The organism is Streptococcus oralis subsp. dentisani, from assembly GCF_007475365.1.
In the GTDB taxonomy this organism is placed as follows: Bacteria; Bacillota; Bacilli; order Lactobacillales; family Streptococcaceae; genus Streptococcus; species Streptococcus mitis_AX.
Map to the genome: position 1 here is coordinate 497852 of NZ_CP034442.1, position 23498 is coordinate 521349.

General features: G+C 32.5%; 21 protein-coding genes and 2 pseudogenes. 1 reads left to right on the forward strand and 22 read right to left on the reverse strand.

Translation table 11 applies throughout. The features are described from left to right. Positions 1-143: 143 nt before the first annotated feature. Complete coding sequence (locus tag EJF26_RS02615; RefSeq protein ID WP_000505399.1) at positions 144-1166, forward strand: hypothetical protein; 1023 nt, start codon at positions 144-146, stop codon at positions 1164-1166. Between the two features lie 8 nt (positions 1167-1174). Here EJF26_RS02615 and EJF26_RS02620 read toward each other — a convergent pair whose 3' ends face one another. From EJF26_RS02620 to EJF26_RS02735, 22 genes and pseudogenes are all read right to left on the reverse strand, one after another. Then, positions 1175-2329, reverse strand: coding sequence for a hypothetical protein (locus EJF26_RS02620; protein WP_000765206.1), 1155 nt, complete (start codon positions 2327-2329; stop codon positions 1175-1177). Between the two features lie 263 nt (positions 2330-2592). Further along, positions 2593-2919, reverse strand: coding sequence for a hypothetical protein (locus EJF26_RS02625; protein WP_000339852.1), 327 nt, complete (start codon positions 2917-2919; stop codon positions 2593-2595). Between the two features lie 69 nt (positions 2920-2988). Beyond that, positions 2989-3543: a DUF6892 domain-containing protein gene (locus EJF26_RS02630; protein ID WP_000481652.1), complete on the reverse strand. Its 555-nt coding sequence runs from the start codon at positions 3541-3543 to the stop codon at positions 2989-2991. Between the two features lie 12 nt (positions 3544-3555). After that, entirely contained in the window at positions 3556-3822 is a 267-nt protein-coding gene (locus EJF26_RS02635; RefSeq protein WP_001016252.1) for a hypothetical protein, read from the reverse strand. A 114-nt stretch (positions 3823-3936) separates the two neighbouring features. After that, a complete protein-coding gene (locus EJF26_RS02640) occupies positions 3937-5676 on the reverse strand; it encodes a glycoside hydrolase family 13 protein (RefSeq protein ID WP_000423948.1) in 1740 nt (579 codons plus the stop codon). A gap of 244 nt (positions 5677-5920) precedes the next feature. Further along, the gene (locus tag EJF26_RS02645) at positions 5921-6349 is read right to left on the reverse strand and encodes a DUF6707 family protein (RefSeq protein WP_000895892.1); all 429 of its coding nucleotides are present in this window, start codon (positions 6347-6349) and stop codon (positions 5921-5923) included. A 251-nt stretch (positions 6350-6600) separates the two neighbouring features. Then, the gene (locus tag EJF26_RS02650) at positions 6601-7446 is read right to left on the reverse strand and encodes a hypothetical protein (protein ID WP_000639778.1); all 846 of its coding nucleotides are present in this window, start codon (positions 7444-7446) and stop codon (positions 6601-6603) included. A gap of 88 nt (positions 7447-7534) precedes the next feature. After that, the gene (locus tag EJF26_RS02655) at positions 7535-8032 is read right to left on the reverse strand and encodes a hypothetical protein (RefSeq protein ID WP_000054542.1); all 498 of its coding nucleotides are present in this window, start codon (positions 8030-8032) and stop codon (positions 7535-7537) included. Between the two features lie 402 nt (positions 8033-8434). Then, a complete protein-coding gene (locus EJF26_RS02660) occupies positions 8435-9004 on the reverse strand; it encodes a hypothetical protein (RefSeq protein ID WP_001071733.1) in 570 nt (189 codons plus the stop codon). Between the two features lie 130 nt (positions 9005-9134). After that, positions 9135-9563 (reverse strand): hypothetical protein, encoded by a 429-nt coding sequence (locus EJF26_RS02665; RefSeq protein WP_000923163.1) that lies wholly within the window; start codon positions 9561-9563, stop codon positions 9135-9137. A gap of 185 nt (positions 9564-9748) precedes the next feature. Continuing rightward, positions 9749-9994, reverse strand: a pseudogene (locus EJF26_RS10200) (phosphotransferase family protein); the annotation flags it as partial. 150 nt (positions 9995-10144) lie between these two features. Beyond that, positions 10145-10762 carry an SAP domain-containing protein gene (locus EJF26_RS02675; protein ID WP_000573125.1) on the reverse strand — a complete coding sequence of 206 codons (618 nt, stop codon included), beginning with the start codon at positions 10760-10762 and terminating at the stop codon, positions 10145-10147. A 104-nt stretch (positions 10763-10866) separates the two neighbouring features. Beyond that, positions 10867-10995: a hypothetical protein gene (locus tag EJF26_RS02680; RefSeq protein WP_000900000.1), complete on the reverse strand. Its 129-nt coding sequence runs from the start codon at positions 10993-10995 to the stop codon at positions 10867-10869. Positions 10996-11006: 11 nt separating this feature from the next. After that, positions 11007-11813: an alpha/beta hydrolase gene (locus EJF26_RS02685; RefSeq protein ID WP_000668459.1), complete on the reverse strand. Its 807-nt coding sequence runs from the start codon at positions 11811-11813 to the stop codon at positions 11007-11009. Positions 11814-11966: 153 nt separating this feature from the next. Next, positions 11967-12710, reverse strand: coding sequence for a CPBP family intramembrane glutamic endopeptidase (locus tag EJF26_RS02690; protein ID WP_000134974.1), 744 nt, complete (start codon positions 12708-12710; stop codon positions 11967-11969). 177 nt (positions 12711-12887) lie between these two features. Next, positions 12888-13496: a Type 1 glutamine amidotransferase-like domain-containing protein gene (locus EJF26_RS02695; protein WP_000662943.1), complete on the reverse strand. Its 609-nt coding sequence runs from the start codon at positions 13494-13496 to the stop codon at positions 12888-12890. 298 nt (positions 13497-13794) lie between these two features. After that, positions 13795-17529: an nSTAND3 domain-containing NTPase gene (locus EJF26_RS02700; RefSeq protein ID WP_143888986.1), complete on the reverse strand. Its 3735-nt coding sequence runs from the start codon at positions 17527-17529 to the stop codon at positions 13795-13797. Positions 17530-17558: 29 nt separating this feature from the next. After that, positions 17559-17862, reverse strand: a pseudogene (locus EJF26_RS10005) (hypothetical protein); the annotation flags it as partial. Continuing rightward, positions 17846-19585, reverse strand: coding sequence for a recombinase family protein (locus EJF26_RS02710; RefSeq protein ID WP_000069903.1), 1740 nt, complete (start codon positions 19583-19585; stop codon positions 17846-17848). The pseudogene EJF26_RS10005 and the gene EJF26_RS02710, both read right to left, overlap by 17 nt. A 490-nt stretch (positions 19586-20075) precedes the next feature. Further along, on the reverse strand, positions 20076-20297 hold the full coding sequence (locus EJF26_RS02720; protein WP_000286247.1) for a helix-turn-helix domain-containing protein: 222 nt from the start codon (positions 20295-20297) through the stop codon (positions 20076-20078). Positions 20298-20848: 551 nt separating this feature from the next. After that, positions 20849-21808, reverse strand: coding sequence for a D-alanine--D-alanine ligase family protein (locus EJF26_RS02725; RefSeq protein ID WP_001028643.1), 960 nt, complete (start codon positions 21806-21808; stop codon positions 20849-20851). Between the two features lie 321 nt (positions 21809-22129). Then, complete coding sequence (locus EJF26_RS02735; RefSeq protein ID WP_000383001.1) at positions 22130-23320, reverse strand: MFS transporter; 1191 nt, start codon at positions 23318-23320, stop codon at positions 22130-22132. Positions 23321-23498 lie beyond the last annotated feature (178 nt).

The window sequence follows — 23498 nt, forward strand, 5'->3', positions numbered from 1 at the left end:
TTGAATGACATTTTTATATAAGCTCAATTTCGCCCAGGTTTAGTTTTTGCCTGATTTATTGTATCCTCAGATGTTTTCCCTATAAAGTGTTATAATAAAGGTGTATCTAAAATGTGGATTATAGTTTAAAAAGGAGAATAGCGATGGGCTTTTTTATATTTGCTTTGACTTTTTATTTTATTTTCTTCCTATTCTTAGTCTGTACGATTTATCTCTATTTTAAACTGGCGAATGCCGTTAGCGCCGGCGAAGAAGTTCCTAAGTGGATGTATCAGTTTGGGCAAGGTTTTCAAGGACGCTACCATATTGAATATGAAGATATCACTAATAGGAACGCTCTCAAAGAAGTAAACTTATTTATTTTCTATTTTGTTCTGGCTAATATCATCACTCTAGTGGCACTGTATGTTAAAATGGACAATTTTTCAGCAGCTCTTTATACTTGTTTAAAGGCTCAATTTGCCATTGTTGTAGCAAGTATGCTGTTTAGAAGCCTTATCAACTTAATGTTATTTATAGTAAAGCGTCCAAGGAAAAACCATCACCGCTATTCATCATCTAATGCGGTTGTTGGTGCTGTCTTTTTGACTACTTTCATCTTTACTTTTTGCATCTTCATTACTGGCTTTCCTGCTCAACCTTTTGGAATACAAATCGATAAGACCAATGTGGTGGTCGGAGAAACAAGGGCTTCAGAACTACTGGATCAGGGGTTCAGCTTTACCGGAAAAAATCCTGAGAGCGAGATTGTGAACAAACGCAATGACCACTTCTACTACGGAGAACTGCTTGAAATAGTTCGAGATGGTAAATCTTACGGTCTTATGAGCATTACACCAAAGTGGAAAGACACTGATAAACTCGCGAACTGCGTGGTTACATACTATGAAATCTCAGCAGAGAGCCCGCAACTCTCCCAAGTTAACATCAATAACCAAGACCTCTCCAAACTTACAATCAATGACTTTAAAACAAAGAAATTAACAGATATCTTTTCACTGAAACCTGCTGACGCTAAAGAAGTGAAACAGGACACCTACTTCAGTCTGAGACTGCAAACTGCTGACTATGTGCTATGGAATAGCTATCATTTTGTGGCGAATTTCAATAGTGATCAGTCCCCCTATCGATACGGTGTAAGAGTCCAGCATACAATCTGGGAGTGAGAAAATCCCTACTCCTGATAGGATAATGTAACGCTGTCTATCTCTTTGAAATAGCTCTTCATCTTAAATAAAACTCTTATATTTTTATAGGGAACTCCGTCGCTCTCCTCTTCACTAGTGGAGGGCCTTTTTGTTCCAAGCATATCATACAAATCAGCAGTTAATTCTTTTCTTTTATCAAATTCAAAATAGACATCTCCAATATACATACTTGCTGGATCAGAGATGACAGCCTTCACCAACGTTCCATCTAAAACAGAACATTCCTTATCACTTAGATTTTTCACCTGCACTGTAACTTTTGTATAATACTCTAAACTATTATCATTATAGTCTTTAGACAATATATAGTTTTCGCTATTTTCTCCAGGTTGCAACTTGATCTTTTGAAGTTCTTCTACTGTGGTAGATGATAATTCGAAATGCTTATATAAGCAATCATCGAGTGTATCGCTCCCCAGTACAAAGGAAGTCGTGTTTACTATAAATACAAATCCCTTTGAATTCTCAGGGTGTGTTCGTAGTTGGGGTTCCAATTCTTGACGAATTTTCTCAAAAGGTCTTATGTTTAATTTCCCATTTTCTGCGTTGCAAATTTGTCGATAAATACTGGTATCGATTGAACCATCAAGATTCCTCCTCGAGCTCTTTAATCGAATACCACTGATATCCATTCGTACCCCGAAACAATCAGTTTCTACTAAAATAGGATACTTCAGGCTAGTATAGTTGATAAAGTCCAATATCTTGTCATAGGATTCTTTTAGCTGATCTAAATTTGTTACTTCTGTAGAATAGACAAAATTTACGGGATGCAGATAGGAAAGGAGATCATCACCTAGATTATGATTTTCCTTATATTCCGCAAGAGCTCTTGTGCAGAATGTTTCTTCAAAATCAGAATGAATAAAAGGTGATCCCATTGCTAGCCAATCATGGGACACACTACAAGTAAAGGGAATATTTGGATAATCCTTCAATGTCACAAACCAATAATGGGAATGCCTGGGATCTTCTTTCATCTCATAAGTATTTTCTCCATAGACCTTATTGAGATATCGAACTAGTCGCTCTTTGTCTTCTTTTTGCGAGGTGCAGGCACTTAGTAGAAAGGCGCCAACTATAATAATAAATAGACAGGAAATTTTTTTAAATAGTTTCATATTTTCCTCTTCCTTGCTATCTAATCAATATTCTCTACGATAAAGGGACTTTTATAAGTTGAATTCTTTGACTTGCTTCCTTCTAATGATAGTATGAGTGGATAATAAATTCTTCACTTCTTCAACACTAGATCGACTATTTAAATTCGAGTAAGTTACACTAGATTGAGTAAAAATTGTATTTTTTCACACTTTTCTCTTATAATTAACTGTAACTCACCGCACTCTAGCATCTACAACCTCTGCGATATAAAATACTCTCATCAAATAAATTTGCTCAAATCGTCAAATGAATAATCTTTATAGATTTGATTTGGTTTAAGTACAGAATCAGTTGTAACAGGCAAGTTTTCCAGTAATGTTTCCGCATTTAGTCCTTGTGGTAAGGAAATCAATTCTTCAGTCATGTTTTCCTGTCTATGCGCAGTAAATAGAAACTCCCCTTTTTCCCAATCTATTGCAAAATTATTCATCACTTCAGATTTGGATATGTCTAACAATTCTTTCTGCTGTGCTATAAAGTTTTCATAGATAAATTCATAAAGTGCTTCTTTGTCTATTTTCACAACTCTAAGTGTGTTGGCATCCATTGATTTTCATACTCCTTTTAAAGCGTGACCCAATTATTGTTTTAACATAAATTGACTTGATAACTAAAATTACAATAGCTCGACTTCAATACCAGCCGCATCGAAGATTTCTTTCACGCTATCAAAATTGCTGCTTAAAATAGTTGATTCTTTCAAGTTTGGAAATTGTTGCAGTTCGGATAAACTGAGCTCATTCAAATCAAATGTTTCATCCTCTCCATCCCATTGTGGAATGATATTCATATAAATCTCATTTCCACCATCCATGTAAATTTCTTTGACCTCTTCAGCATATTTCTTAGGAATAGATAATGCTTCAAAATACTCAAGAGCAGGCCTTATAACTTCCATGCTTTCAGTATCAATCTCTTCTTCACTGTATTGATCAGCAAAAGTATATATATCAAAGGATGGTTTCAATACTTGTAAATCGTACATTAAGACCTGAATGACGGTCAATTTAAAATTCAAATGATCAAAATGGAGGATTTGTCCAGAATCCACCTTTGTTTCATCATTTTCTAAATCAAGTTTCTTTTCAGAAACAGTCTGATTTTCTTTAACCTTGTCATGCGACTCCTGATTGAACCGCTTGTTTCTTTTTCGCTTAAAAAAATTAAACATGATTTCTCCTTACTAAGTTTCATCTAAATAAATTTTTACTTTGAGGTATTCCTTGTCTTTAGCATCGGCAAAGACCTCAGAGTTTCGAATATAGTCAAAGATATTCTCATCAGGATCTTCGTCCCATATAGACTCTCTAAACTCTGCATTCTCACTAGTCGGCTTATAGAAAATATCTAAATGGACTTGATAAAATTCTTCATCGTCATTAGGAGCCTGTCGAACCAAGGACATTTGGTCAGTGATCTTTTCTTTTAAAGATTGGACTAGATGGTTCATCGTTCTCTTTTTTCTAAGAGTTTGCCTCTGGTATTTCCTTTATTATACTACATAAATAGAAAAAAGACTAAAACGAATGGTCCCCCATCATTACAGTCTTTTTAATCATATTTTTTATTGAATGACAAATCCTTTTGGCAAAATCACCAGTTGCTGTTCTAGTTCTTGGCAATGACTTGCTAACGCTACAGCATCAATATCTACAAGATAGTTTTCAGCTGATTGGTTAAAAATAGCTTGGATTTTTTGTCCATCATAATTCCATTCGAGAGCAAGCACGTCCGACTTGATTTCTTTCAGGTTGTAGGTTCCATGTTGAATAATGTCCGCAACTCCTTTACGAAGCTGAATCAACTTCTTCATGAAATCGAGCATGTCAGTGCTATCGGAAACACGTTCCCAAGGCATAACGCGACGACAATCTGGGTCTGGTCCTCCATTTAACTCCAACTCCGTTCCATAGTAGAAACATGGTGTGCCTCTTTGTAAAAAGAGGCAGGCTAGGGCAGACTTAACCAGTTGGCTATCTCCCTTGGCAGTAGCCAAAATACGCTCCGTATCATGCGAATCCAAAAGATTGAACATCACTTCCGAAATCTGTTGTCTATAGTACATAGACTGGCTATTGATCTCATTGATGAATTGATGTGTTTTCTTAGTCCTTCGCAAGAAATAATCCTTGATGCTGTCGGAGAGAGGATAGTTCATGACTGCGTGGAACTCATCACCATTTAGCCAAGGCTGAGAAGTGTGCCAGACCTCTCCAAGAATATAAAGGTCAGGTTTTTTAGCCAAGACAGCCTTACGGAAATCTCGCCAAAATTGGTGGTCGACTTCATTTGCCACATCTAAGCGCCAAGCATCGATATCAAACTCTTCAATCCAGTAGATCGCAACGCTCAATAGATAGTCTCTTACTTGAGGATTTGCCGTATTGAGCTTAGGCATATAGCTCTCAAAGGCAAAGGTGTGATAAGGGAGTTTTCTCGGATTACCTAGCTTATCCTTGGTCACTGGAAACTCTTGAACATGGAACCAGTCTTTGTAAACTGAATCTTCACCATGTTTGAGAACATCCTGCCACTGTGGAGATTGGTCTCCGATATGGTTGAAAACAGCGTCCAGCATGATTTTCATGCCTCTCTGATGGGCTTGATCCACCAGTTGACGGAAGGATTCCTTGTCTCCAAAATGACGGTCAATTTCAAAATAATCCGTCGTATTGTACTTGTGATTGCTTGGAGATTCAAAAATCGGACAGAGATAAAGTCCTGTAATCCCTAAGTCCTGCAAGTAATCCAGATGATCAATAATACCCTGTAAATCCCCACCAAAGAAATCCTTACTTTTAGGTGTGATAGACGAGTCCCAAGCTAGCGCCCCTTCTGGTGAAATTTCAGGATTGCCATTTGCAAATCTTTCTGGGAAAATCTGGTACCATACCGTTTCAGCCACCCAGTCAGGAACATAGCAAGCATCAATCTCATGGATATAAGGAATTTTAAAGCCGTTTCCCTCGTAATGAAGGTTGTCTACTGTATTTTCAACACATCCCTTATCGCCATACAAAATACTCTGACCTTGCTTATTCTTGAGTTCAAAGAGATACTGGAGTCGGGCATAGCCAACTGTAACTTCCACTTGCCAGTAATCAAATATGGCATCGGAGGTGACTTTGGTCATCTCCTTGCTTGCTTCATAATGGTCCTCTATAAAGATAAAAGGATCTCCATAATGCAAGTTGATGCTTTCAATATCATCTTTCTTGGTCCGGATACGAATGTGCATTGTCTTATCTTTATAAAGATAAGCATACTCCGACTCTGGTCTATGGTAAATGGCTGTTAATTCCATTGTTTTGTCTCCTAATTTACTTTAATTCACTTATACCGCAAACGTTTTCACAATCGTGGTTCTAGTATACTACTTTAAAATTTTATTTGCAAGTTATTCTTCTTGGTTAATACCGAGAACCTTTTCATATGTAAAGAAAAGGTTCTCATTTTTGCATATTTTCCTACACACTCAACAGTTCATTAATATTGCGTCAATACTTTTTTGGTCAACTATCTTATGCACAAAACCTGCTTTTTATTAACTACCTTATGATTATATCATTGCCTACTATGAAGGTTTGTCTATTCATTAGTTTCTGTGCAAATGCCCAAGCTTTTTCTTCTGTGTCATTACTATTTTTAGGAGTTGACCAAACTTTTCTCATCTGTTCAATTCTGAAACTCTTATCAGCACTTCTCCCATCTTCATTGTAAATATATGCCTCTAAGCCCCAAATCCATAGTATGAAGTCCCATACATTGTAATTAATCTTTTTAGGGATTTCTATATTGGTATATTCACAAACCTTTAAAGAGTTTTTTCTATCACCTATAACATATAGCCGATATGCTAGCTCACACAAGTTGGTAACATCAGCACTTCTCATTAATGAAGACTTCGTGATTAATCTCTTACAAAGATTGGTGATTTTCTGATCTGTATGATCCATCATAACTTCTTCAAATAACATATTTCCGTCCTCCAGTATTCTTAAACATTCCAATTTAATTGATCAAATAATTACTAATAGTATATCCTTTTTAAAGAAAGCTATAGAATCTTTGCTACTTTCATCAATCTTCGTAAACTGTTTCTGAATTTTTTACATCTAATTATATTATGATTTCGTGCGATGGCTCAAGCTCTTAGGCGATTATCACACGCTAAAAAAGAGACACAACAATTGGATTAATAGCCAAAGACTGTGTATTGTTTGTTAAACTATTTTGATATGTCTGCAAGGGGGCAATACTTAGATTCTTTATCCTTTAGCCAATCCCCAATCAGTTTATTTAGATAAATTTTATTCACATGAATCCAATCAATCTCTTCTTTTCCATTTTTGTAGTCATAACATCTGAAAATCAATTCATTTCCTGTCTGATATAGTGAATTCATCCCACAATAATCTCCATGGCAGGTATCGATGTTATCTTCAATTATTAACTGATCAACTAACTCCAGTGTATTTAATTTGAACACATACCATCGTTCTTCCGTTGTACAAAATATACCAAATGAATCGTTAATTTGCCAAACATTTGATAAGGCATCATTTCCAAATACAGAGTAGCTTTGGCTAAACTTTATCTGAAAATCATGATTGGATATTTTGTAAAAGTCAGCTGTATAAAAATCCACCATCAAAGAATCTTCCTCATCAATACCGAAAGTATATGTCAGATTCTTAGGAAATGTATGTGTTATTGTTAGCTTATTTTTAAGAAATGCCAGGCAATAATCTTGAGAACCATCCTGTCCCGCCGTCAATGATACAATTATTCTATGTTCATCAGGCAAGCTCACAAAAGTTATCTCCGAATCAAGAAAGTCATCTTCCAGATCTATATGGGTAGTCCGATTCTTATTATTGTTCATAACCACAATCCGAATCACTTTCTCACTTTTTCGATAAGCAAACCAAATTAAACTTTTTGCATACGATTCGTGCCATCCAAGTAGAGTAGCTTCTTCGGCTACTTTACACCCGAATTCTATACTATCTTGCTTATTCTCTTCTATCAAAAAATTTTCTTTACTTTTTGTATAATGACGAAGATAAATCACTTTTAATCACCTCCATAAGGTATGTGAAACTCATTTTTCAGTAAACCATAGGTATTTTATTACATTCACAGACTCTTTTATAAGCAAACTAAACTTTTAGATGTCTTTCCAGCCATTCTATCTTCTTAAAATCTTTATTGCTATTTTGATTGTTTCGATAGGAGTCTTGAGAAGAAACTTTGTAAATACTTAGATACTGTTCCAGACTTGGAACACGAAAAGTGATGTTCTCAAGATGAATAAGCTCTATATCCGATTCCGAAACTCCTGCAAAATCAGGTAAGGAATCGATACTTCCATATTCCACACTCACGCCCTCCTTTTGGAATTCATGCTCATGAAGATCTATTAAGGTGTAGCCTAAGTGGTTCATCACTTTCATTATCTTGTCCCAGTCATAAATCCTGAGATGATCAGGCGCTTCCCATCCTCTAGGATCTCCAGGGACATGAATGTCAATGTCAGATGGCTCCCATTCTTCATTTGAACGGTATTCAAATCCCAAAGAACCCATCAGTGTCGGTGTAATTCCGACTTGGTTTAAATGGAAACAAATGGTTTTAAATTCTTCAAATAATAGACTCATGTTTACTCTAAACCTCAAATGTTAATTTCATCTAAATGTTCGTTATTTCTACTTTATTATATTAAAAATCTTCAATAATCTCAATTCGAAAAACAAGTCATAGAATCTAAGTAAAAAGATGAATCGCTTGCCTTGATAGTTAAAAATCAGCAAATATAAAAGATTTGCTGATTCGACATTATTTTTTGCAATTATAGAACCAGAGAATTGTGGCTTTTATTCTAAGGCCTTGTTTTAGGCTTCTTCTGCTTATGAAACGATTGGCTAGCTAGATTATATCGTCGGCAGCTACTACACTGCACATACAACGGCTTCAAAGGATATAAAATCTGTAATTCTTTCCTTTCGAATATAAATTGATTCATTTTTTGTCACATTTTTTCTAAACTGAGTGACTACCTGTTAAATTACAGAAAATTGTTGTTTGATTTCAGACAGTTCTTGTAACTTTCTTTCCAAAACCACTGGATTCATTCCATTTTGAACTGCAATTTCATAATACTTATCAAACTCAGGATGATTATTTTGTTTTACAACTGCTAAAAGTTCTGCAAAATATCCCCAAACATTATTATAGCTCCTTGTTGAAGTATAATCTTCTCTTTTCGGCATCCACTGCAGTTTTACAAAATATTTGTAAAGTATCTTGCTCCATGTTTCTATATCATCGTCATAGCAAAAAAACTTATTTTCAAACAAACTGCCGAAACGCTTATCCCAAAATTTTACATTATCAGGTAAATACCATGTATTACGGGTGTCACGACATATCAATTCTATTGCTATTTTTTCAAGTATTACAGCCGGATCTCCACCTACACAGTCATAACTTCCAGCAACCATGCTTTGTGCGGCTTCTTCTTTTAATTCTTCATAAGCTGTGCTGCTATCAAGCAAGACCAAGGCAATTTTGGCACGGTGACCGAATGCTTTTACTGCACTCAATATTCGATACTTCTCAATTTGGTTCATAGTTCCTCCAGCAATTATTTTTCCTTATGTTGATTCGTCTTTTTGTAACAATTCCTTATACAGATGTCACAATCCCTCTCTAAGATTAATTTCTCTTAGTTGTTTTTTATTTCCTATTTGCTGAATAAAATTATTTTCTTGATTGATAGAATTCCTTATACTTTGGATCGTCAGACTGGAAATATCGGTTGCCTACACCTTTTTGTTTGAGCAGATTCTTCCATAATTCAAATGCTTCGTCTAAGTTTCCAAGTTCAAATTCATACTTTGCCTTCATGTGTTCAACCTCAGAATCAAACAAGTGCAGCTCATCATTGTTTTCGATCATTCTGTCCAACCAAGATTTTGCTATCACCATATCTCTATTTCTGATCGCATGCTTGAAAAAGCTTTTCGCATAGTTGTATCCCTGATTCCATTTTGCTCCCGACTCTGGAAAAGAGTTCCAACCTTGTTCTGCAAGAACGAATCCCTCCTCGAACTTGTTTTCGCCTATCTTGGTTACAGCTTCCTTACCATAAGCAATAACCTCTGCATATCTTTCATCATCCAACAACATCCTACATTCCTCCTCAAATTTTTATTGTTATGTTATCTTTTCAGTCACATGATTGCATTCGTTTTTATCTCAGCAAATACTAAACTATCTTTTACACAGTTACAACAAATGATTTCAATATTCTTTATATTTTTCTATCTAAACGTTAAATTATCCATCCTATTCTCTTATGATTATAACATTTATTATTCATTATTCTTGTTCAGATACCAACTTGGGATTATTCGGTTCATATAGTGATACCATTCTAAAATTTTCTTAGCTTGATTTTGCATTACTGCTACTTCCTCTTCTCCATAAGGAACAGCCCATGGAAGGGTTCCAACTAGGTTGCTTAGAATGTAAATTGCAAGAAGTTTCTAAAATAAATTCGGAACCTCATCATCAAAATATCCATCTATCATACCAGATGCAAAAGAGGAAGATACTTGAGGTCTATCTTTTAAAAATTTACGAACTCCAAGAGAAGCAACTTTTTCCATAAAATCAAATTCAATTTTCTTAGAATCTAGCTTCTCTTTATCAGAAACACGCATAGCATAAACTTCCTCCCTGTGAACTATTGGTTTATACTGACATTCCTACTTGCCATACTCTTTTACTTTATCAGCATATTTAGTCAAAAGATTCTTTGAATAAATTTTTGCATTACTTGAATTTCTAACTTCTTTCCAAAGAATAGAAGCTACTTTTAGTTTATTCGAGTAGTTGCCACTATTTTCGTCTGCACAGAAATCCTTTAAAAATTGGTTCCATTGACAAACCGAATGATCATACTTGGCATAATCTGAATTTCCATAATAAACTTTTAGCATATCTTGGATTGTAAAACTCAAATCATTTTCTCTTTTTACTTTTCTCCAAGCTGTAGCCATATCAGCAGTAAATTTAAAGGGCGAAACATCTGTTAAAGTTGAGAAATATTCTCTAAAGTCTGCATTAAAGGAGAATCCACATTCAAGTAAGGGCGTATCTAAGGCAACGACTTCTACTCGTTTCTTATTTCTTTTTACTGATGATTTTTTAATCAAATTACCCTTAAAGTACTGCTCAATAATATGATTGAGTTCTTGTTTTGTACCTCTATATTCAAGCCCTAATGACTTGCATATCTGTGAAAGTTCATCCCGATACCAATAGAATTTATTAAATTCATCAAAGGATGTGACTTTATCAAACTCAGGTCTGCTCTCTATCAATATAACACCTCCTTAAAAACAGTTTAGGTTGTCATCTCAAAATAATGGAGTTTTAGTTTCTTTATTTTGAGGATTAGCAATGTTTCACTAACAAACTCACACACTCAGCGGTCCGAACTTACCGTATCATTCGTGAAAAAACAATCTTCACAAAATAAAGGAAAATCCTTCGTTTTGATATTGTTCCATTCGTAAACTGAACCTACAATATCTCCAATAATTGCTCCTAGCATGGTATTCCTCCTTATGGCATATCAGATTCGTTACACATTTCTAATGAATCACTCTTTAAAAATGGCACCACCAAATCAATCCACTCATAAGGCAGGTAAGCTGATAAATAGCCGTGATTATAGCCCTTTGCTTCATACAGAATAGTATTGGGATGTAGCTGCTGAAATAATTTCGCCGATGCTTTCACACAATTCAATTCACTTTCACCATAGATATACAGAACCTGCGCCTTGCTAGCAGAAATCGTGTCCTTCAGCTTGTAACGCCCCATATATGTTTTGTAAATGGTCACCAATGTTTTGATAGGTGTCCTTGGCAAATCCTTCAAATAATAAGTTTTTATCTCCACTGGATAAGCCAGTTTAGGATAGATTTTGTCCATCATGCTTAATTGAAGTTTACAAGAGAATTTACTGAACATCAATTTACCAAATAGAGATACTAGAAAGATACTGATTTTAGCTAAGCCTGGTTGAGGAATACAGAGGCTTCCATCTATGATGGCCTTCTCAACAATTTCACTGTCTAAAGACAAAAGCTCCATGGCAATTTGACCACCAAGTGAAACACCACCGATTGCAAACAATTTCCCACCACAGTTTGCTTTGATATAATCTAGAATCTCCAAAGCAGAATCTTCAGTAGAAACATAATCAAGTTGATATTCCTCGCCGTGGCCATTCAAAGTGGGTAGAATAATACGGTATTCTTCTGACAAGATTCGTGCTTGACGAAGATAATTCCACCAAGAACTGCCACCACCATGTATCAGTAAAATAGGAGGCAAATTCTTATCACCAAATTCATGGAATTTCATGTTTAAACTCCTTACTGTAGGACTTTCACCAGCTACAACCTTGTTAATCTGTTTGAACAAGTAGTGATGTCTCATCAAATAGAAAAGTCTCTAACATTGATTATCTAGAATGACCACACGTTACTTTCAATAATGGATATCCTGATCTAAATTTTAAAATGTTGTTTCCTTACTAATTCTATTACTCGCCAATATAGTATAAATCAAATAACCAATAAAAATGATAATAAAAATAAGATTAATTTTTAACACAAAATAGAGATTTAACAAATTTGCGAATGCATGAAATAATACACAGTATCCCACAGATTTCGTTTGACGGTAAAGAAGCCCTAAAACAAAACTTAAAAATAATGTATATATAAAAAATAAAATAAAAGGAAATCCTTGATGACTTTCTCCAACTATAAACCATAAAGGCAGATGCCATATTCCCCAAATTGATCCTACAATCAAATTAGATTGCCAATAAGTATATTTTTTATCAAGTAAAGGTTGTAATATTGCTCTCCATCCTAATTCTTCATGTCCGCCACCAAAAAAAATTAATTGAATAAAGAATAGTGGCATCAGATAAATTGATACTTCATTTAATTCTAAGGAAGATACAGAAAATAGTATCAAAATTGCTAACAAATGAATAATGAAATAAATACTACTACTTTTTCTTTTAGTAAATACAAAATGTTTAAATTTTATATTATTCCTTTTCAAATAAAAGCCACTTGCAATAGCTGGACCAAGTGCACCTACTATATGTAACATTCTCCCTATAAATGTTTCTAATCCCAAAATATAAGATTGAGTAAAGATGGCAAGAAGCCCCCAAGCTATATAAGTAATTCCAAATGTAAAACAAAGATAATTTTTTAAATTCCTTTTATCAATTTCTGTCATTTTTTCTTCCTAATCTTGATTATTTTATGAATAATATTTTTACTGCTTCTTAGTTGCTATCGATTATAACTACCTATATTCTATCATAAAAACACAAAAAAGCCTTACAATCAAGGCTTTTCACTATTCATTTCGTCAATACTTTAGTTTCGTAGATTCAGATTCGCATGATTAAAACTAGTCAATTTTCTCAATAATGTTTCCAAGTTTATCCAATACAAGACAGGAATGAACATTTAGTGGAATTATGGGAACACTAACGAGTTCTTCTGCTCTATCCTTATTAGCTTTATCATTCCAGGAATCATAATGGACACTAATTAAAAACTGACTAAAGAGTCCTAATCCATTTTTTATCTTTATCTGATGATCTGAATTATCATTAGGTGAGACATAGACTTTTTCTCCTAATAATAGGGTTCCTGCAGAAAACCCTATAACTTTTTCCCCTTTATTAAGCATATGATCGATATAATTTTTGAACTCCTGATTGACATAAGTAGCTATATATTTTTCCGTATTTCCTCCACCAATGATGATTAGATCAGCATCTAAATAGCTATCAAAATCAATCTGCTCAGTGCCCAAAAGTAAGTAATCAGTGTTTAGATTAGGAAATTGACTTTGGAAAACTTCCGTGTACTTTTTCATATAGAGTTGCCAATTATATCGAAAAACTGTAAAAATAACAATTCTTTCAATCTTGCTTGATAATACAATTTTATCAACAATGCTATATTTCGTTATTGGGGGATTCCCACCCATCAAAAAGATTTGTTCTTTCAAGTTAACACACTTTCTAAAGATACATAAAGTTTAACAAGTTTATTCACGTTTCAAAATTATAATTTTTTTTTAAACATATCATTTTATTATCGACTGACTAAGATCGCACCAGCAATCCTACATATTCAACTTGATCATCATTGTCCAAGCCAGTCTTAATAACATCTCCAACATCCATAATATTTTTTAAACCTTAAATAAGATTTAGATAAATTTATTTGTAGGTTAAACCATCATGAAATGTCAATTCACAGGTAGTTTTACTTATATATTTATACAGTCTTTTTGTATTTATAAATCATCCTCTTAAAATCCCGTCTATCTGCTCCGCTTCGATTTGTTTTTGTAAATCATCAATCTTTGTTTCAATATAGTTTTTATGTTTTATCCACTTTAAACCTATAAAATTTGGTAACAATGATTCGAGAAATTCAATCCAAGCTGAATACATAGGTACTGCACTACCTGACCAACTACAAGAAGTAGGTGTTAATGGTATTTTTTCAAAATATTCAAACAACGGATTATTTTCAAGAAAGAGCAATATATACTCTTTTTTTCTTTTGAACTCTAATTTTGACACAACTGAAAATAGGCAATACATTTTTTCTTCATCATAGCAGAATCGTTGAATACATTGCCGAATCCACATATCTTGTCTTTCTAACAGCTTTTTCTCATTTTGCTTTGGCAATAATAAAGATTCCAAAAAATAAGGTACTGACAACCTAGAATATTGACGGTTTCTTATCAACTGCTCAACGATTTTATTATATATTTCTACAAAATCGTCCAAATCAAAAAAGCAACAATGCTTTTCCTGATGGTCGCTAAAAGAGTCAATATTTATTAAATAATCTATATACTTGTCCAATATAGAAGGTCTAACCGAATATATTTCCTTCAAAAATTGTCCGTCATAATCATGATGTTTATCATATGACAACATAGCATAGTATATTTCTTCAAGCAATTCTAAATTACAATTAAATTTTTGAATCACTTCCTTTGGTGTATTATGATGATAATTAAATAACAAACCAAAATAAATATCCACGATAAAGGAGGAATACTCTTTTTTATCTAAAATAATTTTGCAACCTTCTATCAATGCCAATTCATCTATTACATTATATTTCTCAAGAAAATCTACATCACGCATTGATGATGAGGTAATATATCTGTCAGAAGTATCTTTCAAAAAATTATAAAGCTCTTGTAAGTGCTTTTCTGTAATTAATTCTAGTGGTAATTCATGATAATATGCATATGTCCAAGCATTTTTCTGACTATATTCTTCACTAATAATAATTTCATACACTTCTGAATCGGATAATAATGAAAATAAAACGTCTACTAAATGATATGGATGTAAATTGTTTGGTGTATCGTTTTTGATATAATATTTAATCACATCAACATACCAATCTGTTTTATCGGAAATAGAATCAAAGGCAATGCCCAATCCTTCACCGACCTTCCAAGATGAATGGTTATCTGTCCCAGAAATACTGCTACAAACATCGATTAACTTCTTAAACATTTGTAAATCACAATTCAAAGTGTAATGATTAATTGATTGCTGCTTTCGTTTTCTATATTCTTCATAACCAGTTTCTTTATAATCTGGTCCTTTAAGAAGACAATATAATTGAAAACTCTCTCCTTCAAAATATTCAGAAAGCTGGGATGCACAAGAACAATTCATTCTACTGAGAACTTGCACTATTTTGTCTGCTAAAAGGCAATTTGTCAATTTATCTGGCAGAAAATTGGACTTCAAAATCGATTGAATATATTTTAAATCAAATTGTAAAACAGGAATGCTCACATCGTCGATAGTACCACCATAAGAACTGAGGATTTCCTTCACTTTTGCTCTATATTTTTCATTTTTACTTAAAGAAGATAAATATTCCCAAATTAACTTTCGATATTTTTCAACACCTTTAGATATAACTAATGGAATTTGATATATGGTTAATTTATTTTTTCGTCCTTCCTCCGCTGGTGAAAAATACAATTTCAAAAATTCTTCTGCTATTTGTAAAAAGAGACTAACTATAAATTCTTGTTTCCAGTCATCTGAATATTCTTTTATTTTTTCAAAAAATGTTATTTGAGTGTAAAAATCATACCGCATGGAATCCCTATGAATCCCAAAATATATATTGACTGCATGATAAAATTCCATAAATAAATCTGGTCGCTTTAGATAATATTGAAAAAACAAATCACAAGCGGTTGGCAAATCAGTCATATCTGCAAATCCACCAAGAATTTTAATGATATCATTTTCCACATGTTGATAATTTTTTCTTTTTTCAGTATCTATATCGATCCATTCACAAATCACTCTTTCTTCAGATTCAATTTCATTTTGCAAAAGCAAAAGTGTTTCCGTAGGATTAATGCGAAAAAAGACTTTTACAAATTCAAAGAAGATTGGCGATTTTTCTGTTGATAATTCATCCCATAATAACTTTATTTCTTTCTCAGCAAAATTTAAAAGTGCCTTATTTTTAAAAATATTAAGTAACGTATTAACAGAAGATACAGTTCTCTCTCTGTAACTTGAAAAGCAAGCTTTAATCATTTTCGACAAACTAAGTAATTTTTTGTCAAAGAAAATATATTTTAACAAATAATTAGACAAACATTGATCAGAAAAACGAACAGCTTTATCATTACAAATATCGACAATCTCCCGCTCGTGAAGCATACGGATATTTTCAATGAAACTATCTCGATTTAACCCTTTTTCCTGTAAAATTGGTAAAAGTGCATCAATATAATCTAAATGAATTGCTTCAAGAAAAGCAATTATACCAGAAGTTATACACAGATTTTTGTCTATAAAAAATTGATTATTTTCTAAATTAGAACCATAATAATCTTCATATAATTGTGACACATCATCAATAGACTCCAAACGATTTGAACTGCATGCTACTTTCCCAGCAAGTATAGCAATACGAGCATTTCCTTCTGCAATTCTTATAATTCGTTCTTGATAGTCTGAATTCAAAATGCCCAATGAAGCTTCAAGTAATTCCTTAATCTCATTCTCTGAAAATACATTTACATTCACAATTTCATAAGAAGTGATTGCTCGAACATCGTTTATCACTTTTTGAAGTGCATAATCCCTTACTGTAATAAGTATTTTTACATTATATCCCTCTGGTTTCATACTAACGTATCGGATAATATGCTGCAGTCCTGACAATTGATTGGCATCATCAATAAAAAGAAAATAATCTCCTGGTTTATCTAAAAAAAGTTTTAAATCCTCGTATATTGGTAATGCATTACTATGAATACAGTAAGTCTTTTCATTCTTAGCATCTGCATGATTTTTTACATAATGCAAAGCTAAACGTGTTTTCCCCGTACCTGATGAACCACTAAGTATAACAACATCCACTTTAAGATAAGCATTGATAATATCTTGAAATTCTTTTTCTCTGAATAGAAATTTAGTGTCAATTGGAGCAGCCATTCTATTTGCATTGTAACTATTAATAAATTCATCATATGATTGAATTTGATCTGTACTTATTGATATTCCCAAAAAATCACGTGAAAGATTATGATGGAAAAGATATATATCTTCTGCAAGCTTATCAATTCCAATAATTACAAGCTTAACTCCAACATCTTCACACAGTTTTTTTACTTCACTATCTTGAAAGGGTGTAAGGTTTGATGAAGTATGACAATAAATAATTTCAGAGATTTTGTCATATGGAACACCTGTCTTTGCTGTATCAAGACATTTTTCAAGGTCATCCCTAATTTTTGCAAATAAGTTTGTCCTTTGAGTTGTGTATTCAACAAAAACATACTTTTCATTTGATGCAATAAAATATGTATCAGGTGTACCTAAAGTGGTCTTTCGTGTACCTGCTTCTCCACCAAGAGATACTATACTCGGATAGCCCGTTTTATATAAATAAGAATCACAAAGATTTTGAAATGAACCTGCATCCAGTTGTAGTATTTTTTGTTTAATACTTTCAATATTAGCCACTGTCTATAATCCCCCCTATTGTTTTAATATTACAACATTTTAAAATGCTTCAACGCATCCAAAATAGCTTCTTCCTTTTCAATTGGACACTGTGGAACTTTCTGATTCTCATTTTTTGAAATATTATAGTGTTCCCTAACCTCTAAACCATGCGTTTTCTTCACTTGTGCAATATAAAGTGTCGATACTTTAAACCCAAACGTTTCAAAAACATAGTTTTGAATTTGTTTATATGTTGCCTTACTTTCAGCACTCGTTCGGAAGTTCCACACTAATATATTTCTTAGAATCTAGTTTGGAAATCAACACAATTGTCTCAACATGCGCTGTTTCCTTTATTTGTACACTTTTTTTCGTCATCGGTTACGGCATTAAAACACAATTTATCGTTTTCTATTTTAGCATTCTTTCTTTTAGATTTGTAAGATTTTGCATCTTTAGTCGAAGAATCTCCCGTTTTAAAAATTATAGTCAACATTGCTGGATCAATTTCTCCATCAGAATTTATTCCGCCTACTATTATTTTTTCAACGATACTTTCAAAAATGTCCTTGTCAAACTCCGTCAAAGTCTTTTGTGAAGTTAAAATTTCTTTAAAATTCTCTAATCTACTTTTTATATCAATTTCTGATTTTAAAGTTACTTCTAAGTTTACTTTTTCTTCTAAAAGTTTTTCTTTCTCAATTTGTATTTGATTGAATTTATCTTCATATACAGAATCACTTATTTTTCCATCTAGATTCATTGAAACTAATTTTTCTTCTTTTTTGTACAACGAATTTAATTTACTAACTATCTTATTCAACTCCACTTTTAAAGTATCATCAGTAAGCTCTTCTTTTATAATTTCAAGAAAGTCTTCAGTTAGGTTATTGTTTTCATAAAACAACTGTTGGTAGCTCTGTAAAAAAGCATTTTCTATTGCTTTTTCCTCTATTGTGCAATGCTTTTTACCTCTCTTTATAGATGTTGTACAGTGCCAAATAATCTTTTTGTACTCTGAACTAGAGTGCCAACTTCTTCTAGACAGAACAGTACCACAAAAACCACATTCTAATCTACTGCTAAAAGGGTACATTCTTGAATATCTTTCTCGTTTACCTTTTGTATTTGCTATGGTTTTTTTGTTTCCTGATCTCCGTAATCGAATTTCTTGCGCCTGTGTAAAAATTTCTGGACTAATTATTGCATCATGATTATTTTTAATGTAGTATTTATCTTCTTCACCGAAATTTATTAAACGTCTTTTACTAATGGGGTCAACAGTGAAAGTTTTTCCCATTAGAATATCACCTTTATACTTCTCGTTTTTAATAATTCCTAAAACTGTTGTATCTTGCCAGTGATCAAGACCTCTCGGAGTTTTATAACCTAGTTCATCAAGTTCTCTAGCTATTGCCCTACCCCCAATACCATCAATGTATCGTTCAAAAATATAACGTACTATCTTGGCTTCTTTTTCATTTATTGATATCGACTTTGTATCTTGATTATAGTCATAACCAAGACAACCTTGAAAACCAATAAGTTCTCCACGTTGCATCTTCATTTTTAAACCCTTTTTAACATGGGCAGATGTATTTTCAACTTCCTGTTGAGCCACTGAACTTAATATCGTCAATAGTAACTCACCATCCATAGTTAAAGTATCAATATTTTCTTCTTCGAAAAATACACCAATTTGTTTATCTTTGAGCAAACGAACATATTTGAGAGTATCTAATGTATTTCTAGCAAAGCGAGCAATGGCTTTGGTAATGATATAGTCTATTTTTCCATCAAGGCAATCTGAAATCAATCTTTGAAAATCTTGTCTTTTTCCAACTTGAGTTCCTGAAATCCCTTCATCAGCATAAATGTCAACCAAAATCCAATCTTGGTGCTGTGATATATACTCTCTATAATGACGAACTTGAGAATCATAGCTATTTTTTTGATCATCACTATCGGAACTAACACGACAATATGCTGCTACTCTCCTCGATAAAGAACCACTATTATCATTTCTTCTAGTTACTAAAGAATTTGCTTTTATAATTTCAACGTTATTTGACATAGCTTAACCTCCTATTTCTCTGCATTTATTTTACCGCAACCAATAAAAAAGGTCAGCTAATTTGTGTATATTTTACGCAGTTTCAGCTTTATTTTTTCATATTCTTTTTCGCTAATAAGTTTTTTTAAGAATAATAGATTTAACATCTCTAGCTCGACTATATAATTTTTTAAATTTGATTTCAAAAAATCACTTCCCCTTTATCTTTTATCAATCTCCTCCATGGCATGACTGATGAAGTCATCATAAGAATTACACTTGCTGCTCTTTTACGGTGGCAGCCTGAACGGTCAGAAGTATCATTGTATATCATTTGTATCATGGCATATAAAGTATCGCTCTATTTTATTGATGGTTTTAAGATCGCTCTTATCATGGCGAGCCATTCAAATCTGCTCCACAAATGAGGAAAGTACCATTTTGGACTATTCAATTGTCAAAGAACAAATAAAAAATCTCCTCATTTTCACACTCTATGAAATTGAGGAGATTATTTTCTAAAGCGAATTTTATCAGGAAAATCTGTCAATCCCAATAGATAGTCTGTACTGACATCGTAAAAGTTTGAGAGATTTACCAATACATCTGCCGTCAAGGCATGCTCACCCCGTTCAATTTTAGCATAAGCCGAGTTTGTAAACGAAAGTATTTTAGCTATTTGTTTTTGGGTCAAATCGTGATCTTCCCTCAAATCTCTCAGACGTCTGTACATCTAGCTTTCTCCTAAGAAAAAGTATAGACCATAATTTTTAAATATTTAATATATTGTCCAAATCGGACAACAGGATTCCCAAACCTATATATAGACTTATATTTTTATGTATTTTTCTTAAAAAAAAAGAGTAAGTAATAATTGCTTTCTCAACTACACTCACTCGATTTTTGAATGCTATTTTGAATAGATCTCTTCAAAAAAGTTTTTGTTATTATTTTGACAAATATTTACCATGATATTATAGGTGCAATGCGATAAAATTAGCTATCAAAATATCGGTATGTTCCACTCAAAAATTCATAAGTAAATAACTTTTTTGTAACATCACCAAACACGCATTTAATTGATTTTTGAACTTATAAAGGGACTATATATGTAGCCATAAAAATAGATAATTTTCTCGTGATACTAAATACTTAACAGTCAGTAAAAGGTTACAATCACTATTAAAATTTTAAAACAACATAATATTTCCAAAGAAAAATAAATTTTTCCGAATTATTTTATGGTGTATCTAACAAGATAAAAAAACGAAAATATAGTTCTCACTACTGATATTTTTCTATGCTCAGTTCGATTACTCTCCTACATAAATTACTAAAACCTATTCCATCTACTTCAGCCTCCTTGGGTAGCAAACTAGTCGGAGTCATACCAGGGATACTATTCGTTTCAATGAAATAAATTTTATCATTGGCATCGACAATGAAATCCGTCCTTGAATATACTTCAAATCCCATTAAATCATGAACTGTTTTAGCAGACTTTTTCAGTCGTTTGTTTAGCTCTTCAGATATATTAGCAGGACAAATTTCCTTAACAATTCCAGGAGTATATTTTTTTTGATAATCATAAAAACCATTCTCAATTACAATCTCAATTGGTTCTAAAATTTTCTCACCAATAACTCCAATAGAAAACTCCCTTCCATTTATATATTCTTCGACATTGTAATTCTTCAAATCATACCGTTGGATTTCTTCTTTAGTTTTAATAATTCTAACTCCAATACTTGAACCACTATCATTCGGTTTTATTACTAACGGAAAAACAAACTCATTTTCATCCATATACTCATAGGGTACCTTAATTCCAACTGTACTCACAAGTCGCTTTGATAATTTCTTATCTAAACTTATAGCATTACTTTGATATCCATTACCAGTATAGTTTATATTACAAATATCTAGCAATGCCTGCAACTTCCCATTTTCACCAATTCCTCCATGTGTAGATAAAAAGACGATATCTGCTAATTTACAAATTTCAATAACTGAATCTGTTATTTCCAATTCTTGATCAATATCAAATTCCGATAACTTTCCTTCTTGATACAACTTATAGATTTGAGAAAAATTCTTTATGGCTTTATCACCAAAATTATATATTCCATTTAAATTTAGTCTTATTACATTATCAGTAGTTAGCGCCTCAGCAACTTGTTCTGAAGAAACTTCCGAAATTAACCGCTCAGGACTCCTACCACCATATAAAACTACAATATTCATTTGATTTACCTCAATAAAATTAAAAAACAGTAAAACTTATTATAAAGCATTACTACAATTTAAAAATATTTCATATGCGGGGTGAAGGACTTGAACCTCCAATAGACATTCAGTCGAACCTACCTGTATCATAGGCGCGTTTAACAATTTCGCCAACCCTGGATAAACTACTCATAAATTGATCATAGCATTATAATAAACTATTGTTAATAGTTTTTAGCAAATAATTGTGATATTTTTTTGAATTTATATCTTAGAATTGTCTTTTATAAAGGCTAATACCTAGATTATTCATAATTAAATAGGTATTTTTCATTCATCTTATTTATCTCCCCTTAATTTTTTTTCATAACTCTTTATAAGAATAACCAATAAACTACTTAGTAATCCCAAAATAACTAGACTTAATCTCGGGTTTAAAAGCCAATTAAAATAAGCAGCCAGTATCCCTCCAAAAGGAGCAAAAATGGTAGCTATTACAAAAGAGCTAGAAAGTATCTTTCCAATATTATACACAGTACTTTCTTGTTGCTGTATTGTTGTAATCGAAACAGAAGCTATTGTAATTAATCCACTCAAAATTGAATAACAAATTCCAAAAAATATCCAATTTTCTACTATTCCACTCGCCATAATGACAAGTGGGATGGTTGCCATTGATATATTCATCAAGATAAAGGCATCCTTCTTATTCAAAAAAGTAGAAAGAAAGGTTACTGCTATCAAACTTCCAAATCCAGCAATTGAGTAAACAATCCCAACAAGACTATTTGATAATTTTAATTGATCCTGTAAATAAAAAATAATCGTTGCATTGAAACCTAGCATAGCGATATTCACAACAATAGTAAAGAGTAAAGAAATGCTCAATTTAATATTTGTAAAGTTCTCTTTAAAACCTACAAAAATTTCTTTTATATCATCATTACCATTCTCCTTGTGTTCTTGATCTGGAATATATGAAATTAGTATTGAAAGAAATAATAACAAGTAAGAAGCACTATTAATAAAAAAAATGCTATTAATATTAAACTTTAACATTAGTACACCTGCTATAGCTGGAGAAATTAATTTTGAAATAGTTCGGACACCTTGAAACTGAGAATTATATTTTTGCAATTCTTCCTTCTCAAATAAGGCCGGAGTAATGACTGAGAATCCTGTTTGAAAAAGTGTCGAAAATAAAGGTATCAAAAATGCAATAACATAGTAAAAAAATATAGAAACTGAATATTTAGATAATATCGGTATTATACTACATAATAATGCAGGTATTAATGTAGACCATAATAGTATTTTTTTCTTATTGAAATTATCTAATAAGTAACCCATAACAAATCCCAAGAAGAATTGAGGTAGCAATTCAATAATCACCATTCCTCCCATTGCAAAAGACGAATGAAATTCTTGGTAAATTAAGATTGGAAAAGCAATTTTCTGAAATCTATCTCCAATATTTGATATAAATTCACCAAAAGTTATTGTATAAAACGTTTTCTTGTTTACATCCAAAATGTCCCTTCTTTCTAGTTAAACCACGATGAATATCACGTAAGACTTATTACAAACCTCTTTGCAAGAGTTGATACCGCACTATTTTCACTTAAACCATACATAGTTTCTAACTCAATGAAATATACATCCTCGCCAGATACTCTAAAATCAAGATAACAAATACCGTCTATTTCAT